Source organism: Variovorax durovernensis, from assembly GCF_977011995.1.
In genome coordinates, this window is record NZ_CDRNCW010000001.1 from 1,873,653 (window position 1) to 1,893,115 (window position 19,463).

At 62.8% G+C, this 19,463-nt stretch carries 19 protein-coding genes and 1 tRNA gene; 10 read left to right on the plus strand and 10 right to left on the minus strand.

Translation table 11 applies throughout. From position 1 onward, the window contains the following. The first annotated feature begins 1 nt into the window (after position 1). Genes ACWV14_RS08860 through ACWV14_RS08885 form a run of 6 tightly spaced genes read left to right on the plus strand, consistent with a single transcriptional unit; the run spans position 2 to position 6,697 of the window. Positions 2-4,459, plus strand: coding sequence for an RHS repeat-associated core domain-containing protein (locus ACWV14_RS08860; RefSeq protein WP_454907293.1), 4,458 nt, complete (start codon positions 2-4; stop codon positions 4,457-4,459). After that, a complete protein-coding gene (locus tag ACWV14_RS08865; RefSeq protein WP_301508671.1) occupies positions 4,456-4,992 on the plus strand; it encodes a hypothetical protein in 537 nt (178 codons plus the stop codon). Before ACWV14_RS08860 ends, ACWV14_RS08865 begins: the two co-directional genes overlap by 4 nt. A 37-nt stretch (positions 4,993-5,029) precedes the next feature. Beyond that, positions 5,030-5,356, plus strand: coding sequence for a hypothetical protein (locus ACWV14_RS08870; protein WP_454907292.1), 327 nt, complete (start codon positions 5,030-5,032; stop codon positions 5,354-5,356). Positions 5,357-5,373: 17 nt separating this feature from the next. Further along, on the plus strand, positions 5,374-5,889 hold the full coding sequence (locus ACWV14_RS08875) for a hypothetical protein (RefSeq protein ID WP_454907291.1): 516 nt from the start codon (positions 5,374-5,376) through the stop codon (positions 5,887-5,889). An 18-nt stretch (positions 5,890-5,907) separates the two neighbouring features. Further along, positions 5,908-6,354, plus strand: coding sequence for a hypothetical protein (locus ACWV14_RS08880; protein WP_454907290.1), 447 nt, complete (start codon positions 5,908-5,910; stop codon positions 6,352-6,354). Positions 6,355-6,358: 4 nt separating this feature from the next. Beyond that, complete coding sequence (locus tag ACWV14_RS08885; protein WP_454907289.1) at positions 6,359-6,697, plus strand: hypothetical protein; 339 nt, start codon at positions 6,359-6,361, stop codon at positions 6,695-6,697. 50 nt (positions 6,698-6,747) lie between these two features. On the opposite strand, the gene ACWV14_RS08890 is transcribed toward ACWV14_RS08885, so the two are convergent. Next, on the minus strand, positions 6,748-7,146 hold the full coding sequence (locus tag ACWV14_RS08890; protein WP_454907288.1) for a DUF4431 domain-containing protein: 399 nt from the start codon (positions 7,144-7,146) through the stop codon (positions 6,748-6,750). Between the two features lie 263 nt (positions 7,147-7,409). Between ACWV14_RS08890 and ACWV14_RS08895 the strand changes: the two genes are divergently transcribed. Further along, positions 7,410-7,823 (plus strand): helix-turn-helix domain-containing protein, encoded by a 414-nt coding sequence (locus ACWV14_RS08895; protein WP_454907287.1) that lies wholly within the window; start codon positions 7,410-7,412, stop codon positions 7,821-7,823. On the opposite strand, the gene ACWV14_RS08900 is transcribed toward ACWV14_RS08895, so the two are convergent. The 5 genes from ACWV14_RS08900 to ACWV14_RS08920 form a co-directional block, all read right to left on the minus strand. Further along, positions 7,754-8,251, minus strand: coding sequence for a hypothetical protein (locus ACWV14_RS08900; RefSeq protein WP_435497498.1), 498 nt, complete (start codon positions 8,249-8,251; stop codon positions 7,754-7,756). The genes ACWV14_RS08895 and ACWV14_RS08900 overlap by 70 nt on opposite strands. Positions 8,252-8,307: 56 nt before the next feature. Next, positions 8,308-9,888, minus strand: a complete 1,581-nt coding sequence (gene tnpC / locus ACWV14_RS08905; protein WP_454906007.1) for an IS66 family transposase — start codon at positions 9,886-9,888, stop codon at positions 8,308-8,310. Between the two features lie 84 nt (positions 9,889-9,972). After that, entirely contained in the window at positions 9,973-10,320 is a 348-nt protein-coding gene (gene tnpB, locus ACWV14_RS08910) for an IS66 family insertion sequence element accessory protein TnpB (protein ID WP_116914203.1), read from the minus strand. Further along, a complete protein-coding gene (gene tnpA, locus ACWV14_RS08915; protein ID WP_454902877.1) occupies positions 10,317-10,715 on the minus strand; it encodes an IS66-like element accessory protein TnpA in 399 nt (132 codons plus the stop codon). The genes tnpB and tnpA overlap by 4 nt, the downstream gene beginning before the upstream one ends. 540 nt (positions 10,716-11,255) lie before the next feature. Continuing rightward, a protein-coding gene (locus tag ACWV14_RS08920; protein WP_454902123.1) for an IS3 family transposase occupies positions 11,256-12,454 on the minus strand; the annotation gives its coding sequence in 2 pieces (ribosomal slippage) (positions 11,256-12,187 and positions 12,187-12,454; 1,200 coding nt in all). A gap of 101 nt (positions 12,455-12,555) precedes the next feature. On the opposite strand from ACWV14_RS08920, the gene ACWV14_RS08925 reads away from it, so the two are divergent. Then, entirely contained in the window at positions 12,556-12,705 is a 150-nt protein-coding gene (locus tag ACWV14_RS08925; RefSeq protein WP_454907286.1) for a hypothetical protein, read from the plus strand. Between the two features lie 23 nt (positions 12,706-12,728). Here the strand turns inward: ACWV14_RS08925 and ACWV14_RS08930 are convergent, their stop codons facing one another. Further along, positions 12,729-13,154 (minus strand): very short patch repair endonuclease, encoded by a 426-nt coding sequence (locus tag ACWV14_RS08930; protein WP_454907285.1) that lies wholly within the window; start codon positions 13,152-13,154, stop codon positions 12,729-12,731. A 15-nt stretch (positions 13,155-13,169) separates the two neighbouring features. Continuing rightward, positions 13,170-15,698 carry a hypothetical protein gene (locus ACWV14_RS08935; RefSeq protein ID WP_454907284.1) on the minus strand — a complete coding sequence of 843 codons (2,529 nt, stop codon included), beginning with the start codon at positions 15,696-15,698 and terminating at the stop codon, positions 13,170-13,172. 558 nt (positions 15,699-16,256) lie between these two features. Here ACWV14_RS08935 and istA point away from each other — a divergent pair. Next, complete coding sequence (istA, locus tag ACWV14_RS08940; RefSeq protein WP_454901620.1) at positions 16,257-17,846, plus strand: IS21 family transposase; 1,590 nt, start codon at positions 16,257-16,259, stop codon at positions 17,844-17,846. Beyond that, entirely contained in the window at positions 17,836-18,639 is an 804-nt protein-coding gene (istB, locus tag ACWV14_RS08945) for an IS21-like element helper ATPase IstB (RefSeq protein WP_454901618.1), read from the plus strand. Before istA ends, istB begins: the two co-directional genes overlap by 11 nt. Before the next feature lie 67 nt (positions 18,640-18,706). On the opposite strand, the gene ACWV14_RS08950 is transcribed toward istB, so the two are convergent. Together ACWV14_RS08950 and ACWV14_RS08955 are read right to left on the minus strand one after the other, a co-directional pair. Next, entirely contained in the window at positions 18,707-18,853 is a 147-nt protein-coding gene (locus tag ACWV14_RS08950) for a DNA cytosine methyltransferase (RefSeq protein ID WP_454907283.1), read from the minus strand. 518 nt (positions 18,854-19,371) lie between these two features. Further along, positions 19,372-19,447 (minus strand) — tRNA-Thr (locus ACWV14_RS08955). Positions 19,448-19,463 lie beyond the last annotated feature (16 nt).

Genomic DNA, 19,463 nt, shown 5'->3' on the forward strand with positions numbered 1-19,463 from the left:
CATGGCCGGTAAACCCGCCGCCCGGCTGCACGACCCCATTGCCCACACCAACGCGCACGCGCGCTTCTGGGCCAAGTTCGCGGGTGGGCTGATCGGCGGCATTGCCGTGGGCTTCGCGGCGGGCGTTGCCGCTGCCGCTGTGGTCGGCACCGGGGGGCTCGCGGGGCCGCTGGTGGCTGGCGCGGTGGTGGTGGGCGCACGCATGGCCGGCGGCTACTTCGGCGCGAGCCTGGGGGAGTCGATCGCCGATGCGCTGGTGCCCGAGACCCTTACCGTGACCGGCATGATCACCAGCGGCTCGTCGGACGTGTTCATGGACAGCAAGGCCATAGGCGCCGCGCGAGCCTCGCCCGAGATGCCGATGGACACCGTGAGCTGCAAGAAAGACTCGCCGCAGATCCTTCTTGCCGAAGGCGCGGAGACCGTGTTCGTCAACATGGGTGTCGCCTCCCGCAAGGATGACCACACCGAGTGCGGCGCCAAGGTGAGCGAAGGCTCGCCCACCGTCTTCATCGGCGGGCCGACCGCACGCGTGCGCGATGTGGCCGACGAGGTGCCGCTCATCTCGAAGGTGCTGGTGACCGTGTTCAACCTGGTCATGATCTACCGCGGCCTGCGCTGCCTGCCCAAGCTCGCGCGGCAGGGCAAGAACGCGCTGCCTTGCCTGATCGAAGGCGCGGTGGGGCTGGGCATGGGCATCCACGGCATGGTCAGCTCCTTCGGCAACCCGGTGCATGCGGCCACGGGCGGCAAGTTCCTGGGCGGAGAGAGCGAGCTCGACTTCAGCCTGCCTGGCCCGCTGCCCATTGCATGGCAGCGCTTCTACAGCAGCCACGACCTTCGCCGCAACGGCGCGCTGGGGCAGGGCTGGAGCCTGCCCTATGCGATGGAGCTGCGGCTGGGCAACGACGACGCCGGTCAGTCCACCGTGACGCTCATCGACGAGCAGGGCCGTCCGATGGTGCTGCCTGACATCGAGCCCGGCACCCGCCAGTACAGCCTGCGCGACGGCCTGGACCTGTGCCGCACAGAAGGCGGCCACTACTTCATTCACGTGCCGGGCGGGCTGTTCTTCATGTTCGAGCCGCCGGCCGAAGGCGGGCTGCACGCGCAGACGCTGAAGCTCGCGCGGCTGGAAGACCGCAACGGCAACTTCATCGACCTGCGTCACGACGCGCTGGGCCGGCTGACAGAGCTGACCGACAGCACCGGACGCCTGCTGGCGCTCGACTACGCGGGCGAGAGCCCCCGGCTGGGCGCGGTGCGCCTGGCCGCGGGTGCGTCCGGCGAGCTGCCGGGCGTGCTGGTGGCATACAGGCACGACGCCGAAGGCCGCCTGCTCGACGTCACCGACCGCAACGGCGCGGTGGTGCGCCGCTTCGGCTACGACGCCCAGGGCCTCATGAGCTTCCACGCCGACGCGGCAGGGCTGGAGTGCCACTACGAATGGCGCGGCTCGGCCGGCGACGCGCACGTGGCCCGCCACTGGACCAACGACGGCGAAAGCTACACCGTGCGCCGCATGCCGCTACCCGCGGACGATGTACTGGCGTTGGGCGAGACACTGGTCGTCGACCAGCTCGGCCGCGAGTTCGCCTGGCACTGGAATGCCGACCACCAGATCACCGACTACATCGACGCGGCGGGCCGCCAGTGGCATGCGGAGTACAACGATCTGCGCCAGCTCGTCGCCATCACCGAGCCCGGCGGCGCCACCACGCGCTGCACCTACGACCCCATGGGCTTCATGAGCAGCCGCACCGATGCGCTGGGCCGCACCCGGAGCACCGGCTGGACCGAATTCGGCGAGCCCTGGCGCGAGACCCTGGCGGACGGCAGCACCTGGACCTATGCCTACAGCGACCAGGGCAACCTGGTGCGCGAGACCGACCCGCTGGGCCACACCACCGAGTACGCCTACGACAGGCGGGGCCTGCCCATCGTCGTCACCGACGCCAAGGGCGGCACCAACCGCATGGCCTGGAACGAGTGCGCGCAACTGCTCTGCCTGACCGACTGCTCCGGCAAGACCACGCGCTATGCGTACGACGGCTGGGGCCACCTGCAGACCGTGACCGATGCCGCAGGCCAGCGCACCCGTTTGACCCACGACGCCATGGGTCGGCTGCTGTCGATGTCGCTGCCCGACCAGAGCCACCAGTCGTTCCGCCGGGACGCGGCCGGCCGCATCGTGGCCGCCACCGATGCGCTGAGCCGCAGCACGCAATTCGCACTCGGCCTGCGCGGCCAGCCGCTGACGCGGCAGGACGCCGAGGGGCGTCGCATCGCATGGCACTACGACAGCGCCCAGCGCCTGCAGTCGCTGGTCAACGAGAACGGCCTGCACTTCGAGTTCCTGCGCGACGCCGCCGACCGCGTGGTGGAAGAGCGCCGCGTGGGCGGCACGCGCGTGCAGGTCGAATACGACGCCGACGGCTGGCCGGTGTGCATCACCCATGTGCCCGGCATCGGCGACGAAGACCTCGCGCTGCACGACGGCACCGGGCCACGGCCCGCCGCGAGCCGGCCCCTGCGCACCGAACTGCTGCGCGACGCCGTGGGCCGCCTCGTCGGAAAGCGCACCGGGAGCCACCACTACCGCTACAGCTACGACCAGCTGGACCGGCTGACCGAGGCGGTCAAGCTGGAGGCGCCGCAACCCGGCACCGGCGGCGAAGCGCGCGCGCTGCACCGCACCGTGTTCGCCTACGACAAGCTCGGCCGGCTGATCGAAGAGACCGCCATCGACGAGCTCACCGGCGAAACGCATACCCTGCGCCACACACACGATGAACTCGGCAACCGCACGCAGACTGTGCTGCCCGCCACCGCGTCGCAGCCAGGCGTGCAGCGCGCGCTGAACTACCTGTACTACGGCTCGGGCCACCTGCACCAGGTCAACCTGTCGCAACAGCACGGCGACGCACCCGAGGTGCATCAACTCATCAGCGATATAGAGCGCGACGACCTGCACCGCGAAGTGGCGCGCAGCCAGGGCGCGCTGCACACCCGCTTCGCGCTCGACCCGCTGGGCCGACGCGCCGCGTCGTGGTGCCGGGCCGGCGGGCTGGACGCGGCCTTCACCACCCAAGACCCGAGCTGGCGCCAGGCCATCGACAGCGCCGGCACCCCCGGCGCTCGCGTGCTCGATGGGCTGATGAAGGAATACAGCTACGACCCCGTGGGCGAGCTGCGGCAGAGCCGGCATTCGCTGCAGGGCACCACAGCGCACAGATACGACGCTACCGGGCGCATCGAGCAGACCGCGCACAGCGCGGCTGCCGCCAACAGCGAACGCTTCGCCTACGACCCCGCGGGCAATCTGCTCGACGCATCATCGACAGCGCCCGGCTACGTGCGCGACAACCTCGTGCGCGTGTTCGAGGACAAGCGCTACAGCTACGACGGTCATGGCCGGCTGGTGCGCAAGAGGGCGGGCCGGCATACCGAACAGCGCTTCGAGTGGGACGAGGAAAGCCGCCTCGTGGCCGTGCACACCACCCGGCGCCCGGGTACGCCCGAAGCCACCACGCAGCTCACGCGCTTCGACTACGACGCGATGGGGCGGCGCGTGGCCAAGCACGATGCATTCGGCAGCACGCGGTTCGTCTGGGAGGGGATGCGGCTGATCGAGGAGCGCAGGGGCTCGCAGGTGGTGAGCTATGTGTACGACGCGGGCAGCCACGTGCCGGTGGCGCGGCTCGATGCGAAGGCCGAGCCCCTTCACGGCGCCTCGGTCGCCCAAGTCTTCCACTTCCACAACAACCCCGTCGGCTTGCCGGAGGAGTTGAGCAACAGCGACGGCAACCTGTGCTGGCGCGCGAGCTATCGCACCTGGGGGGCCACCGTCGCCGAGCGCTGGGAAGTCGCGTCGCTGAACGGCCAGCTAGTCAGCACGGCCGAGGAAGTCACTGACGCCATCACGCAGAACCTGCGCTTCCAGGGCCAGTACCTGGATAGGGACACGGGGCTGCACTACAACACCTTCCGGTTCTACGACCCGGACATCGGGCGGTTTATCGGACCCGACCCGATCGGATTGATGGGGGGCTCGAACCTTCATCAATACGCGCCCAACCCAAGCCGGTGGATTGATCCGCTGGGGCTTTCATACTGCGCCTTCGGCAACGCCAGCAAGCCCAGAGCGCCGAGACCGGGAAAAGACATTGCGGTAGATGCCGACGGCATGGTCAAGTCGCAGGCCGGAAAGCAATTCCCGGAGGGGGCATCGACCACCGTTGACCCGACAAAATCGCCGTTGAGCGGGCACTACCACGAGATCCCGGAAGGAACAAAGATGCCGAGCGGAATCGATATAGTGCGGGACGGCTCCGATGTAATTCCGAACTCTCCCCGCGGACCGGGGCATGCGACGGTGTTCCCGACCCGCGATATGCCGTTTACAGAATTCCAGGCTTTGTTCGAATCTCTGCCTTGGCAGCATGCAGGAAAAAAATGAATGATCCGGATGCTTTTCCTGACGAGTGGCGCCTCGTGAAGGAGGCGGAAAACTCTCTTCTTGTCAGTCGATTCAATTTCAAAAAGCACGTTGACTTCAAGAAAACCATACTGCTGGCCCTGAACACCATTTCGGAGCAGGCCGCCGCGCTCAGGTTCCTGAAGGACGATGCCCCCGGGTTGAGCGATCTGGAGTTAGCCGAGATTGCTCCCGTAGTCATGGACATCGCAGTGGACGGAAATATCGACAATCTCATCATCGCAAGGGCCGTGCTTCTGCAGTATTCCTCTCACTTTCTCCAGAGCAGGAAAACAATAAAGAGCTCGCTGGATCGCCGGCTTCACAAGTACCTTTCGAGCGACGACGAGTTTCTGTACAGGCGATTGGCTGAGTTGCTGGTAACTCTGGATCTGCCGGATGCCTTGGCGAAGTTGTTGTTGATCTGCAAGGACAACGGCAACCCGGAAATCGCCGAGATATACCAGGACTTCTCTACCAGATATGCAGCCGGCAGCGGCTTGAAAAACGAATAATCGAGGTAGCGACGCCGAGCGTGGCCCCGATGCACCCATGCTCGACATCTACCTCGTCCCATCTTCATGCAGCACCATGCCCAAGGACCCGCGCGGGTTGGTGCATGCGGGCTCCATCGACTTCGATGCACATCGCTCCTTGGCCGTTGTGTTCGATCAATGCGGGCAGGCGGGCGCAAAGCTCAGCTACTTCGATGACTCCCTGCTGTGCCCCGAGCAGGTCGTGACGATGCAGCGTGTGTTCGACGCGAACACCGGGGCACTTGGCGCTCATCGCGGGCAGATCGCCGCGTTCAACGCGATCCGGGGGGTTCTTGATCGTGCCGCAGAACAGGGCATGGGGCTTGCGGCGTTCTGCGACTGAGGCCGGAGAAGAGCCCCTTGAAGAACACGCAGCTGTCGATGCTTCCACCGTTCATCCTGGATGCGATAGCACGGCCCGGCGGCTCTGTGCATGACCACGCTCGTTTGGTCGCCGGCCTGGGATCTGCGCTGTCGAACGGTTTGGGCGTTGCGTTCGTTCTGGACGACGACATGAATTACAACCACGCACAGTCGCTGACGTGCAAGCTGTCGGGCTGGGACGCGGTGTTGAAGAAGCACTTCGAATTCGAAGTTCGCTTCTACATCTCGTCGAAGGCGCTGCTGTTTGCCGTCTACTGCTTCGACAGGAAGTGGGGCATGGTTGATCGAGCCAATGTCAATCACCCGATCGATCCGGCGAGGTTGCCCGAAGCGGCGAGGGCTTCGATAGACAAGGGCCGTGCCGTGCTTGCGGCGAAGGGTTTGCAGGAAGTGGCGCACGCGTATTTCTTTCTACCTGCACCGGGCTGCACCACGCAGCTCGACGGAGTGCCGGCGAACGTGCTCGAGAGCCTGTTCGCCGAGATCGTTTGAGCGGCCCCTGCACTTGCCATGACGCCGACCGTCCAGAAACTCCAAGCCTTCGCCGCCGCAAGAGACTTCGAGCCGCTGCCCGATGCGCCCGCTCACGAACTCGACGAAGTACTCCACGCCTTCAATGCAGCCAAGGCGCACGCTACAGGCCACGGCCCCGCCAACGATCGGTACTCGCACCTGATCGATTGCGAGTTCAGCAAGGAAATGCAGGCCCGCTTCCATGTCCGCTTCGACCTGCGCGTTTTCGTGGTCTTGCCGTACGTCATGAGCGACGGTGTGAGGCAGCTTGCCGTCGACCACGCGGCGCTTGCCGAACTGTGCGCACCATTCGTGAAGATGCTGCAAGACCGGAAGTTCGACCAGATTTCCTTCGATGATGCCGCGCGGTCTCTTTCGGACGAAATGTTCGACAAGGGATTCGCCGACGACACAGTGCTGGCCTACTTCTTCGAGAGCCTGTAGGCCCATGACCGCGATGACCCCCGGAAAGCTGTTGGCACATTGGGCAACGCGGCCGACCGTGATGCCGATGCAGGAAGAGCTGAGCCTGATCCGCGATATACGCGCGCTGGACACTGCCGACATCGCGGAGGATCTGGCGTCGTTCGTCTCGCTCATCGAGCTCGTTCAGCGATCGCATGCGAGCAACGGGATTTTCGAGATGACCGAGGCCGACGAAGTGCATACCGTCGGCTTCTTCCATTGGCTCAGGAGCTTGGAAAAGTCGCTTGGCGTGCCGTTGGCAACGCACGCCGACGGCCTGGACCTGACCTGCGCCGAACTGGCGAAGCGGATGCCGCGATAAGGTGCCGAAGGCTCGACCTCTACTTCGTCGAATCGGCGGGCCTTTTCGGGCTACTTGATGGGCGAGATCGACACCGGAAAGATCAGCACGCTCGTCTGATGGTTGCCATTGTCCGAATGGAAGAGTCGGCCGGTGACCTCGACCGTCTTGCCCTTGAGGCGCTTGAACGCAGCCATGTTCTTTTCGTCGAGCGCCATGTGCAGTAGCACCACGTTTTTCTCGGCAGGCCAATCGCGCGGCTCGTCTTCCGGCATGGAGATGGGCTCGGTGAGCCGTATCGCCGGGAACTTGAGCTTCTCCCCCTCGGGCTTCATGCCGTCAGCGGAGAGCAGCGTGCCTTGGAGCGTGACGACGGCTGGCTCATAGGGGAGGGGCTTGGCGGTCGCGAGCGAAGCACAGAGTGCGAAGGCTAACGAACACAGGATTGAAGCGAAAGGCGTGTTTTGCATGGCGAATTTCTGATGCCGGATTCGTGACAGGCCTCACGATCGTGCAAGCGTAGACTGTACGTCAGTGGCGTACGACTTGGCGCATGCTAACCGTCGTTAGAACACCAACTTTTCTAGAAGCTATGGCCGAATTATTGGACAGAGGACGAGCGCGGTGAATTCGCAGCCTACATCTCTGAGAACCCTGACGCTGGCGATCTCGTCCAGAAGTCCGGCGGTGAACCTCGATTCGATCTCTGGCGAAACCTTGAAGGAGTTGCGCGATGCCGCAGAAAAAGCCAATAGGTGATGCCAAACTGGCCGCCTTCGAAGCGAGCCAGGACTTCGAGGCCTTGCTTGTTCAGTCTGCACGCGGGATGGGCGCGGGCAAGACGCGCAAGGTCTACACGCCGGTCGTTGCCGCGCGTGAGAACGCGGGCTTGTCGCAAGCCGGGTTTGCGCAACTGCTGGGCGTCTCGGTGCGTACCTTGCAGCAATGGGAGCAGGGGCGTCGCGAGCCGACGGGCGCCGCGAAGACGCTGATTGCCATTGCAGAGAAGATGCCTGAGGCACTAAGGGCGGTTGATCGTAATAGTCCGCTCAAGGCCGTCGTTGACGGCCGGGTGCTTTATGGCGTGATGTCGGCCACGTGCTGGAGCAGGCCGAAGCCCACGCGCCAGGCCCGGCCGTCGCAGTGAACGGTGGCTGTGCGCTGGTTGAGGCGCTTGATCTCTCCGACCTGACGTTTGAGGCTTTGGTCGACGAAGCTGACGCGCTGGCCGACACGGAAGTCCTCCTTCCTGTTGATCTCCGGCGGCGGCCTCAGCGGCGCCGCAGGCGCCGCTGACGCTGATCTGGCATCCGAAGCATTCGGCTGTTCCTCCGCCGGCACGATGGCCGCATACAGCACGTTCAGGCGCTCTTTGCTCTGCTCGTCGACCAGCGTGGCTTGGCGGTCTTTCATGGCCACGATGCGGGCCCTGCGCAGTTTGCCAGTGCCCCAGTCCCAGTACTGCACCAGTTGGCCCATGTGCAGCTGCGAGCGCGCTTGCACGATGCGTCGGGGGTCGGCCATGAGTTGCTCGATGACCCAGCTGAGCTGGTACAGCTCGGCGCTGGTGGCCATGGGAAGGTCTTTGATCTGCTCGACACGCATGTCGGCAATTTTGCCAGCGGCAACGCTCAGGCCGCGAGCTTGTCTGCCGTCGCTGATGTCGTGGGCGTAGCCTTGACGAGCTCACCGGCGACGGCCCACGGCAGTAGCTCGTCGATGCGGTTGCTCGGGTGGTCAGCAATGCGCTCGAGCACGTGTCGCAGGTAGGCCTGTGGGTCAATTCCGTTGAGCTTGGCGCAGCCGATCAGCGTGTAGATCACTGCAGCGCTGCTGCCGCCGGCGTCGGAGCCGAGGTGCAGATAGTTCTTGCGTCCGATAGCGACGCCGCGCAGCGCGCGCTCGGCAGCGTTGTTGTGCGCCTCGATGCGGCCGTCGTCAACGAAGCGCGTCAGCGCCGTCCAGTTGCTCAGCGAGTACCCGATCGCCAGCGCCATCGGCGACTTTGCCGAGACCTGCGCTAGCGTTGTGTTGAACCACTCCCTCAATTCATCCAGCATGGGACCAGTGTGCTCCTGGCGAACCCGCATTCGCTCATCCGGCGTCTTGCCGCGGATGTCGGCCTCGACGCCGAACACCTTGCCGATGCGCTGTAACGCCTGGTGCGCCAGCGTTCCGGCCAGCTTGTGCTGACGCTCGTGGATGTCCCACACCTTGCGGCGTGCATGGCTCCAGCAAGCCGCCTCGACCACACGGCCGTCTTCGTACAGCGGGTGGTAGCCAGCGAAGGCATCCGCTTGCAGGATTCCCTTGAAGTGCCTCAGGTGACGAACGGGGTGTTCGCCCTTGCGGTTCACCGAGTATTGGAACCACACCGCCGGCGGCGCTGTGTCGCCGCTGGGGCGGTCATCCCTCACGTACACCCACAGGCGCCCGGTGCGGGCCTTGGCGCCCGCACCGCCGAGCACGCGGATCGGCGTGTCGTCGCCGTGGACCTTATCGGCCGCCACCACGTAGCGGCCGATCGCTTCGGCCAGCGGGCTCAGCAGGCGTGCCGCCTGCGCTACCCAGTCCGCCAGGGTCGAGCGCTGCAGTTCGACGCCTTCACGGCTGTAGATCTGGCACAGCCGGTACAGGGGCGTGTGGTCGCAGTACTTGCTCACCAGCACATGCGTGAGCAGGCCGGTGCCGGCCATGCAGCGGTCGATCGGCCGACTCGGCGCCGGTGCCTGCATGATCGTGCTGCAGGCCGCGCAAGCGAGCTTGGGGCGAACGTGGCGCACGACGTGGAAGGTGCCCGGCTCGTAGTCGAGTATCTCCGAGACGTCCTGTCCGATCTCGCGAAGGCCGCGGCCACAGGCTTCGCAGTTGCAACCGCTTTGCGGAGTGTGCACCACAGTGCGCCGTGGCAGGTGATCCGGCAAGTCCCGTACACCGGTGCGCTGTCGCTTCTGCCGCTTCTTGCGAGCCTGCTCGATGGACGTGACGTTGGAGGGATGATCGGCGCCTTCAGCGGGCACCGCCGGCTGCGCGAGTTGACCGCCCACGAGCTCAAGCTGCGCGTGCTCGAGCTGTTCGCTGGAGCGCCCGTACTTCATGCGCCGCAGGTAAGCCACCTCCACCTTGAGCTTCTCGACGGTCAGCAGTGCAATCTTCAATGCCTCTTGCGAGCGCTGTACCTCGCCGCTAAGAGCGGCGTTGGCAACCAGCAGTTCCTCGGAGGTCATGGGGTGCGACTGTGCCTGTCGTCACCCATTTCCACAGCGGGAGTTGCCCTGTCAACTGCAGAAGGCCGCCTATGCTGCCGCGCGCGGCTGCCAGGTACGCTCGGGCCGTCGCCAGTCGATGCCTTCGAGCAGCATCGACAGCTGTGCAGCGCTCAGCGAGATCGAGCCCGTTTCTGCCTGCGGCCAGATGAAGCGGCCACGCTCCAACCGCTTGGCCAGCAGGCACATGCCATCGCCGTCACTCCACAGCAGCTTGACGAGATCGCCTCGGCGACCGCGGAAGACGAAGACATGACCGCCGTACGGGTCCTCGCTCAGCGCGGTCTGTACCTTCGCCGCCAGCGTGTCCATGCCGCAGCGCATGTCCGTCACACCGGCGGCCAGCCACACCCGAGTGCCAGCGCGCGGGCCGATCATTCGCTCTGGCGCAGCGCGCGCAGGACACGGCGCAGGCTGTCTTCGTCGACCGGCCCGCGCAAGCGCAACTGGGCGCCGGCGAACTCCAACTCAATAACGCCGCTGCGCAGAGCCGACCTCGGTGGCGCCACAGCATGCTCGCCTGACGCGGGAACCGTCATGACCTCGGCCGCCGGCGCGACAGTCACCGGCAACAGTACAGCCGCCGACGCGCCGCCAGCAGCCCGAAGATGCTCCCTGCGCCACTTGAACAGCATGTTGGCGTTGACGCCGCCGTGCAGCGCGATCGCCGACACGGACGCGCCCGGCTCCAAGCTTTGTTGTACGAGCTCATGTTTGAACGCTCGGTCGTGATGTCGCCGGCTCGCCTTCCCTGCGTCTTGCTCACTCTTCATGGTGTGCACCATCTCCATTTAGCGCACACCTACAAGCGGGTCTGCGATTCGGGTCAGATGCTTCCCGCAGCCAGCGCGTCAGGCAAGGACGGCCTTCGTCGGACTATTACGGTTGATCCCGACTACAAGGCGCTGCGACGTGCGCTCGGTCGTGCGAAGAGCAGGCAGATCAAGACCTGAGCTTCCGCATCGTCGAACGCAGCAGCGATCACGGTGATGCGCTCAAGTCGACGCGATCCCCAATTTGTTCACTGCATGGAGCCGTCCGCCAGCGCGCTTCTCCCATACATTTGAAGGTCCGCCGCGCCTCACGGCGGGACATCGATGCACACCGCAGCGATGTCGATGTGAGGCACAAAAGGCGACGGCCAAGGTGCGCTAACACCATGGCCGTCTGACCAATCAACGTGCAGATCTTTGGTAAGGAGCACATCAAGTGGCTGATCGAATTATCGCCGGGAAAAACTCGCCCGTATCCGACGACGCAACTCACCAGCAGGATGACCTTGCCCCTGTTTCGTGTAGCTCTTAACCCACGATTCACGCGGCCTTTTTACGCTGTGCCTCGTACCAGCGCTGCTCGTACTGCATCGGGCTGAGGTAGTCCAGCGATGAATGCAGCCTGCGGTGATTGTAGAAGGCCATCCAGTCCATCACCGCCTGCCTGGCCTGCTCACGGGTAGCGAATTTGTGCCCATGCACGCTGGCTGTTTTCAGCCGGCCCCAGAAGCTCTCGGTCGGTGCGTTATCCCAGCAGTTGCCTTTGCGGCTCATCGATGAACGCATGCCCCAGCCCTTCAAGGCATCTTGGAACTCATGGCTGCAATACTGGCTGCCCCGGTCGCTGTGGAATATCACCCCAGGAGGCGGCCTGCGGCGCCACCACGCCATGGCCAGCGCGTCCTTGACCAGGCTGGCCTGCATGTGCGGCTGCAGGCTCCAACCCACCACCTGACGGTTGAACAGGTCGATGACCGCAGCCAGGTAAAGCCAGCCCTCGTCGGTTTGGATGTAGGTGATATCGCCACTCCAGAGCTGGTTGGGCGCCTCGGGGTTGAAGCGCCGCTGTACCAAGTCGGGCGCCACCGGCAGGCTGTGGCGGCTATCGGTGGTCACCACGAACTTGCGTTTGGTCTTGGCCCTGATGCCGTGCTGCTGCATGAGTTTGCGCACCCGGTCTTTGCCCACTCGGATGCCCCGGGCCAGCAGTTCCTTGTGCATGCGTGGCCAACCGTATTCCCCCTTCACCTCGGCGTGGATGGCGCGCATGTACGCCAGCAGGGCTTCGTCGCTGTGACGCCTGGCAGGTCTACCGTGGCCAGAATCACGCCGGCGCAGCCAGTTGAAGTACCCGCTGGCGCTGACCTCCAGCACCCCGCAGGACACATTCACCGGGTACAGCTTTCTCATTTGGTGAATCCAGGCGTACCTCGCAGCGTGTCCTGCGCGAAGTACGCCGCGGCTTTTTTTGCGATGTCGCGCTCCATGCGAAGGCGAGCATTCTCTGCACGCAACCGGGCTATCTCCATCTGCTCGGGCGAGACTTGGATGCTCTTGTCACCACCGCCCGCACCGTCCAATTCTCCCTTGGCTGACAGCCGCACCCAGTTGCCCAGGCTCGCTTTGGGGATGCCCAGTACCTTGGCCACCACCGCAATCGCCTGACCCGAGCGGACCTGCCGAACAGCCTCCTGCTTGAACTCTCGCGTGTACTGCGCACGCACCTGCTTGTCACTCATCTCTGAACTCCTTGTCGGTATTTTCAACAAGGGTTAAGAACTCCACTTTTCAGGGGCAACCTCAGGACGCGTCAGGCATTCTTGAGAACAAGTTGACCCAATTGCAATCTCTGCTGAGTTGCTGCTATGGGGATTGCAGCGAATGGTTCGACGCGATTGGGGCGAAGCATCGGGACAACATCATGTGGATTGCAGCGGATCTGGCAAGTAGTGCTGCGCGGTTGTTTGAGGAAATAGCGAAAGAAGCATGAGTGTTTCTTGGCATCGGCCGACTTCAATGTTGGTCGCGGATCAGCATTGCTAGCTTTTCGCCCGTGGCCTTGGCTTTGGCGGCTGAACCTACTTCGCATTCCCATGCAACAAGGACTTTCCAGCCAGCTTCTTCCAGTGCCTTTGTCACGCGGGCATCGCGTGACACGTTCCTCTGGAACTTCTCGACCCAGAACGGTGTATTGCTCTTGGGCGTGGTGGCGATGTTGCAATCGGCATGCCGGTGCCAGAAGCAACCATGAACGAAGACCACGGTCTTGTACCGCGGGAGCACAAGATCGGGCTTGCCCGGCAAGCCCGATCCGTGTAGCCGGTAGCGAAAACCCAACCCGTGCAAGACCCTACGCAGTGCAAGCTCGGGCTGGGTATCTCTGCTCGTTATTCGCGACATCCTTTCCGAGCGTTCCTTGGGGGAAAGAAAGTCAACCATGCCTGCTCCTCGAAGCTACCCATTTTCGGGAGTGTGCTTTTCTAGCTCATAGAACGGAAGGCCACGAATGACCTCGCCCGCGACGTCAAATGACTTGTATAGGCAATGGTGGTTTGGCAGTGTCTTGACACGATCGGACAGTTCCCCGAGATCTGAAGTGAAGCCAAGTGCACCCAATTCTGCTGCCGTCGCGTTTGGCACCTTGTGGATAAACCACGTTAGAAGCGGTTCCCTGTAGTCGGTGGCACCGGCCTTGAAGTGCCTCAGGTACTGCGAAGCCAAAATCACTCCGGCTCCAAACTCACGACCTTGGAGCAATAGCTTGCGTAGAACGTCGAACTCATATCGCATGATGTTGTCGGCTTCGTCGACAAGCAGGTAGGAATCGATCACGCGCAACTGCGGGGCGATGCCTACAAAGGGACGCTTGGGCGTCTTGAGCATGTTCTCGTAGAACATATTCAGCATGATGGCGACCAACATATTCTTGCTTCGATCGTCCTGCCCCATCGCATCGAGCGATATCACGACGATCCCATCGAAGAATTCGTCGAAGGGTTTGGTCTTGGATGGGTCTTTCTCGAAGACTTCCATGTCCACCAGATCGTCGATGATCGCCATCGGCGAATCCGACTTCCCACCTAGCAGTTCGCGGTATTCCCCATGAATGTCGTAGATTGTTGGCTGTCGCCCTTGGGCAGAGCAAGTTTCGTAAGTATTGCGAACCGCGCCCTTGAGCTTGTCGCGCTGTACCGGTCCGATACCCGAGTAAACCTTGTCGAGGACATCGGTAAAGAAGCGGAACCTATCCAACCACGGTGCAACAGACTCACCCATAGAGGCGGTGTCGAAGAGGTTAAGCGGCAAGCGTGTCGGCTTGACTACTCGTGCACCGGTTGCCTGCACGAAGTCCGGGCTGCTGTAGTCCTTCTTGTAATCGAATATCAGTAGCCTGGGCTTGATGCCACGGTTTTGCTTGCGTGCTACGGCAATCTGGAAGATCAATGACTTTAGCAACTGGGTCTTGCCTGTTCCCAGGTCGCCAACCACCCCGATGTTGAGCTGGTTGAGCTGTGTATCCGAGATGTTTAGAGACAGCGGTCGGGGTTCGAAGCCATCGACCGTTCGGCCAACCGAGAGAATGATTCCGCTTGCGGCTTCTGCTATGGCGGGGGCCGAAACGATGTCTGAGAGTTCGATCGGTGAGGAGGAACTGATCGATGCCGCGGCCGCCACGTTGGCTGTGGTCAGCTCTTGCGGAGGCAAGCCTGCAGTCTTGTCAGTCCCAGCATCGAGGTTGACTGGGGAAGACACGGAACTCTCGCCTGAATCCTCGACCTCTTTCGCTTGGCCCGGCAGCGGAAGCAGTTGCCATCTCCCAATCTTGGCGCGCACAGCATCATAGAAATCTTGCGCATTGCCTGCGACCATTCGACCCGCATCCTTTGGCGAAATGAAGACGCTCTCTGGGAAGCCGTCGCCATCGTGATCACGTGGCTCGCTATTCGATGAGCCATCCATAACCACAAGCCGGCCGTTGGCGTCGACGGTAATCGAGGCATCAGGGTCGAGGATCGCCGAAGCGATGCGCTCGTGATAGCCCGCCCATCGCCCGGCCTGTTTGGCGACGAGTTCGTGTTGACTGTAGACGCGCAAGCCGAATCCGATCATCGATAGCAACAGGTGCTGATACGCGAGTCGCCAGGCGACGGATTTGGTCGCGCGCTCCTTGATGCCTTTAAGTAGTGAAGATAGCGACTTGGCCTGGGCAAGCGCTTCCCTTGCATCGTTTGGGCTGAACGTACTGCCTTGTCTGCACTTCACTTCTATTGGCGTGAGGTGAAGTCGGACCTGGGTTTCACTGGCGTGGATGCCAATGACCAGGAGATCTGGGCGTGAGAGCGATGCATCCTTTCGTTCCTTGCCCAGCGACCGGGCAAGGTCGGCAAGATAGCCTCGGAAGGGATCGACCGGAATGATGAGGGCGATAGACGCGTCGTCTGGCGAGCCGGCAAGCACCGGCAGCAAGCTGTCGACGTTGCCAGATACCCGGAACTGGTCTTGCAGCAGCCTCACTGCTAGGAACAAGCCTAGGTCGCCGGTCGCCCCGGTGTCGTCACCTGAGAGGCCGCGTACGGTAGGAATGCCGCGCCTCGCGACTTCAAGGAGAATCTGCTCGACCTGTGGGGCAGAAAGATCCTTGCATCCGGGCAACGGCTCGAGGACCCTACCCAGAGCCTCACGGTCAGCGTCTCTTACTTGGGAAAGTAGGTAGTAACCGCTGGTGTCACCGGCGCGATGCGAGTAGGCCGGCAGGTCGTAGTCCCATAGATAGGTTCCCTTGATCCAACCTCCAAGGAAGCAGGCAGGGTCGATTGCGGATGAAGACACCGCGACAAAACCTGCCTTTTTTTCTTCGAGCATGCTTGAGATTGCATGCACGTTCGGTGCGAATTGAAGCCCGATCTTTTCGTCTTGACCGCCCTCCAATGCGACCATGCAGCCAGAAACCTTGTCGGCGAATACATCACCTGAGGGCGGCATGAGCAATCCTTGTCGTGACTCGCTCAGGAAAGCCCCGTGCAATTGGCGCCGAACCCTGTGCCGGATCAACCCCCCGAAACCGAGGGGAGATCGCATCCCGACCTCCGTGGACTCGGGCTGGGCAGAGTCCAACTGAGCGATGATTCCAAGGTCGGGCTGGGTTCCCGGCGGCTGCCCTTCGAACCAGCGCACATGGTTGCCTGTGTCCTCGGAGAGGTTGGCGATAGCAGCCTGATCGGGACGCGAGCTAGGGGGGCGGGTATCGAAGACCTCCAAGATTCGTGGGCCAACACCTTGCCTGGAAGTAGTTTTTTGCCCGCTGCCGAATCGCTGAGAACACCAAACAGTCAACCCTTCGTTACAAGCGTCGGTAGCACCGCCGGCACTGGACACGACTAGGCTGACCACAGGCTTTGCTGCAAGTAGGTCCGAGACATCCTCAAGGGCCCTCGCTGTTGATTTCCATCCAGAAGTGACCCACTTGGCCCGGTGATTTCCATCTAAATCTGACCCACGTGATAACCCTAACCTGCTGCTTTTAGCAGCAGGAGCACAGGAGTGATTGACGTGGCGACACTGAGTGTCATCAGGCGTTGGGCACTGCGAGAGCAACTGTCCATCCGAGAGATAGCCCGGCGCACGGGCTTGTCTCGCAACACCATCCGCAAGTACCTTCGCGAGGGCGAGGCGGCGCCCAGCTACGCGAAGCGCATCAGCCCGAGCAAGCTCGACGCGTTCGCCGAGAAGCTCGGCGGCTGGCTCAAGAGCGAGGCGTCTAAGTCACGCAAGCAGCGGCGCACGCTCAAGCAGATGCACGCCGATCTGGTGGCGCTGGGCTACCAGGGCTCCTACAACCGCGTGGCGGCCTTTGCACGAGCGTGGCATGCGCATCTCCACGAGGTCCAGCAGACGACCGGGCGCGGCACCTTCGTGCCTCTGGCCTTCGGTCCCGGCGAGGCATTCCAGTTCGACTGGAGCGAGGACTGGGCCGTCATCGCTGGTGAACGCACCAAGCTGCAGGTGGCGCACTTCAAGCTCAGCCACAGCCGTGCGTTCATCGTGCGCGCCTACCTGTTGCAGACCCACGAGATGCTGTTCGATGCGCACAACCGGGCCTTCGAGGTACTCGGGGGCGTGCCTCGGCGCGGCATCTACGACAACATGAAGACCGCCGTGGACAAGGTACGCCGCGGCAAGGAGCGCGACATCAACGCGCGCTTCAGCGCCATGGTCAGTCACTACCTGTTCGAGGCCGAGTTCTGCAACCCGGCCTCGGGCTGGGAGAAGGGCCAGGTCGAGAAGAACGTGCGTGATGCGCGCCACCGGTTGTGGCAACCTGTGCCGGCGTTCGCCACGCTGGCGCTGCTCAACGACTGGCTGGAGGACCGCTGCAAGGCGCTGTGGGGCGAGATCGTCCACGGCAAGCTGCCAGGGACCGTAGCCGATGTCTGGGCGCAGGAACGGCCACTACTGTTGCAGATCCCCAGACCCTTCGATGGTTTCGTGGAACACACCAAGCGCGTCTCGCCCACCTGCCTGGTGCACTTCGAGCGCAACCGTTACAGCGTTCCGGCCTCCTACGCGAACCGGCCAGTGAGCCTGCGCGTGTACGCCGAACGCCTCGTCGTGGCGGCCGAGGGCCAGATCGTGTGCGAGCACACGCGCATCATTGACCGTCGCCACGACACCGCAGGTCAGACCGTCTACGACTGGAGGCACTACCTGGCAGTGCTGCAACGCAAGCCAGGAGCGCTCAGGAACGGAGCGCCCTTCAGCGAGCTGCCGCAGGGCTTCCGGCGGCTGCAGGCCGCGCTGCTGAAGCAGCCAGGCGGAGACCGCGAGATGGTGGAGATCCTGGCGCTGGTGCTGCACCACGACGAGCAGGCAGTGCTGACCGCGGTCGAACTGGCGCTGGAAGCCGGCGTGGCCAGCAAGACTCATGTGCTGAATGTGCTGCACCGACTGCTCGATGCCAAGCCCATTGCGCCGGCGCCTGTCACGGCACCGCAGGCACTGCGCCTGATGAACGAGCCGAAGGCCGATGTGCTGCGCTACGACACGCTCCGGGGGCGTGCCAGCGCTGCTGGCGGCCTGCGCGGGCCGCTGAACTCCAAGTCGAGTAGCCAGGAGGTGCGCCATGCGACATGACCCTGCCAGCGGCGCCATCGTGATCATGCTGCGCGAACTCAAGATGCACGGCATGGCCCAGGCCGTCGCGGAGCTGGCCGAGCAGGGATCGCCGGCCTTCGAGGCGGCCCAACCGATGCTCTCGCAGTTGCTAAAGGCAGAGACAGCCGAGCGGGAGGTACGCTCGGTGGCCTACCAGTTGAAGCTCGCTCGCTTCCCAGCCTATCGCGATCTCGCTGGCTTCGACTTCGCCAACAGCGAGGTCAACGAGGCGCTGGTGCGTCAGCTACACCGATGCGAGTTCATGGACGATGCGCAGAACGTGGTGCTCGTGGGCGGTCCGGGCACCGGCAAGACCCACATCGCCACGGCGCTGGGCGTGCAGGCCATCGAGCACCAACACCGCCGGGTGCGCTTCTTCTCGACGGTAGAACTGGTCAACGCACTCGAGCAAGAGAAGGCCAGTGGCAATCCCGGCCACATCGCGCACCGACTGATGTACGCGGACATGGTGGTGCTCGATGAACTGGGCTACCTGCCGTTCAGCGCATCAGGTGGCGCGCTGTTGTTCCATCTGCTGTCCAAACTCTACGAACGCACGAGCGTGGTGATCACAACCAACTTGAGCTTCAGCGAGTGGGCCAGCGTCTTCGGCGACGCGAAGATGACGACGGCGTTGCTGGACCGGCTCACGCATCACTGCCATATTCTGGAGACCGGAAACGACAGCTTCCGCTTCAAGCACAGCTCGGCTCAACCCGTTCAAGCAGTCCAACCTAAAAAGGAGAAAGCCAAGAACTTATCCACACCGTGAGCCGGCTGGCTCGCAAAGAGGGTGGGTCAATATTCGATGGAAATCGCGGGTCAGGATTCCATGGAACTCAACAGCCAAGGAAATTCTCAGAAAAGGTATCGAATGCCATTGAATCCTTTTCCACGGCGAATTGCCCTTCCAGGCCAGCCATGGAAAACCCCAGGGATAGACCGCCGCAACCAGAGAAGAGGTCTATGAATTTGTACTGCGTCATGTAGAGGTTCGGGTCGATTTACCTGTCAAGCCTTGCCTGAAGGTGCTTGCTTCTTCGGAAATGGAGGTGCTTGCGATCGCAAAGACGCGCTATGGGTCGAAAGCCAAGAGCATCCCACGGCATCACATCGTCTCAACCATGATTACGTAGTTATTTTTTTTGGAAAGAGGACAAGAACATCCCCTGATGCAGGGGTGTCGAAGGCTGAGGCAGCTCGATTGCCTCCGCTAAGAATAAGGATTTTTGTTCAGGGCTGCTGCAAGTGCGACAGTGTTGTCCCGCATGCTGGGAGGTAATCACGTCGCACCAGTGCCATGCATGCCGTTGCTCAAAAATGCCCCTCGCCTGCAGCGGGTATGGCGGCAGCAGATCTTCCTGGCTGCGCGACTCATGCTTATGAAGCGGAGCGCTGAAAAAAAGGGCTGCGGGTCCCGCTTCGGCGGACGGGGCTCTTGACGGGGACGACGGATCAAAAAGGCAAAAAACCCCTGATCCTTACGAATCAGGGGCTTTCTATTTGGTGCCGGAGAGATGAATCGAACACCCGACCTTCTCATTACGAATGAGCTGCTCTACCGACTGAGCTACACCGGCGAAGCCTCAGATTATA

What these genes read in the sequence shown, in the direction of transcription:
- ACWV14_RS08860 (WP_454907293.1), top strand. Translation starts at nt 2, where the DNA reads ATGGCCGGTAAACCCGCCGCCCGGCTGCACGACCCCATTGCCCACACC.
- ACWV14_RS08865 (WP_301508671.1), top strand. Translation starts at nt 4,456, where the DNA reads ATGAATGATCCGGATGCTTTTCCTGACGAGTGGCGCCTCGTGAAGGAG.
- ACWV14_RS08870 (WP_454907292.1), top strand. Translation starts at nt 5,030, where the DNA reads ATGCTCGACATCTACCTCGTCCCATCTTCATGCAGCACCATGCCCAAG.
- ACWV14_RS08880 (WP_454907290.1), top strand. Translation starts at nt 5,908, where the DNA reads ATGACGCCGACCGTCCAGAAACTCCAAGCCTTCGCCGCCGCAAGAGAC.
- ACWV14_RS08885 (WP_454907289.1), top strand. Translation starts at nt 6,359, where the DNA reads ATGACCGCGATGACCCCCGGAAAGCTGTTGGCACATTGGGCAACGCGG.
- ACWV14_RS08890 (WP_454907288.1), bottom strand. Translation starts at nt 7,146, where the DNA reads ATGCAAAACACGCCTTTCGCTTCAATCCTGTGTTCGTTAGCCTTCGCA.
- ACWV14_RS08895 (WP_454907287.1), top strand. Translation starts at nt 7,410, where the DNA reads ATGCCGCAGAAAAAGCCAATAGGTGATGCCAAACTGGCCGCCTTCGAA.
- ACWV14_RS08900 (WP_435497498.1), bottom strand. Translation starts at nt 8,251, where the DNA reads ATGGCCACCAGCGCCGAGCTGTACCAGCTCAGCTGGGTCATCGAGCAA.
- tnpB (WP_116914203.1), bottom strand. Translation starts at nt 10,320, where the DNA reads ATGATCGGCCCGCGCGCTGGCACTCGGGTGTGGCTGGCCGCCGGTGTG.
- tnpA (WP_454902877.1), bottom strand. Translation starts at nt 10,715, where the DNA reads ATGAAGAGTGAGCAAGACGCAGGGAAGGCGAGCCGGCGACATCACGAC.
- ACWV14_RS08930 (WP_454907285.1), bottom strand. Translation starts at nt 13,154, where the DNA reads ATGGTTGACTTTCTTTCCCCCAAGGAACGCTCGGAAAGGATGTCGCGA.
- ACWV14_RS08935 (WP_454907284.1), bottom strand. Translation starts at nt 15,698, where the DNA reads ATGCCGCCCTCAGGTGATGTATTCGCCGACAAGGTTTCTGGCTGCATG.
- istB (WP_454901618.1), top strand. Translation starts at nt 17,836, where the DNA reads ATGCGACATGACCCTGCCAGCGGCGCCATCGTGATCATGCTGCGCGAA.
- ACWV14_RS08950 (WP_454907283.1), bottom strand. Translation starts at nt 18,853, where the DNA reads ATGACGCAGTACAAATTCATAGACCTCTTCTCTGGTTGCGGCGGTCTA.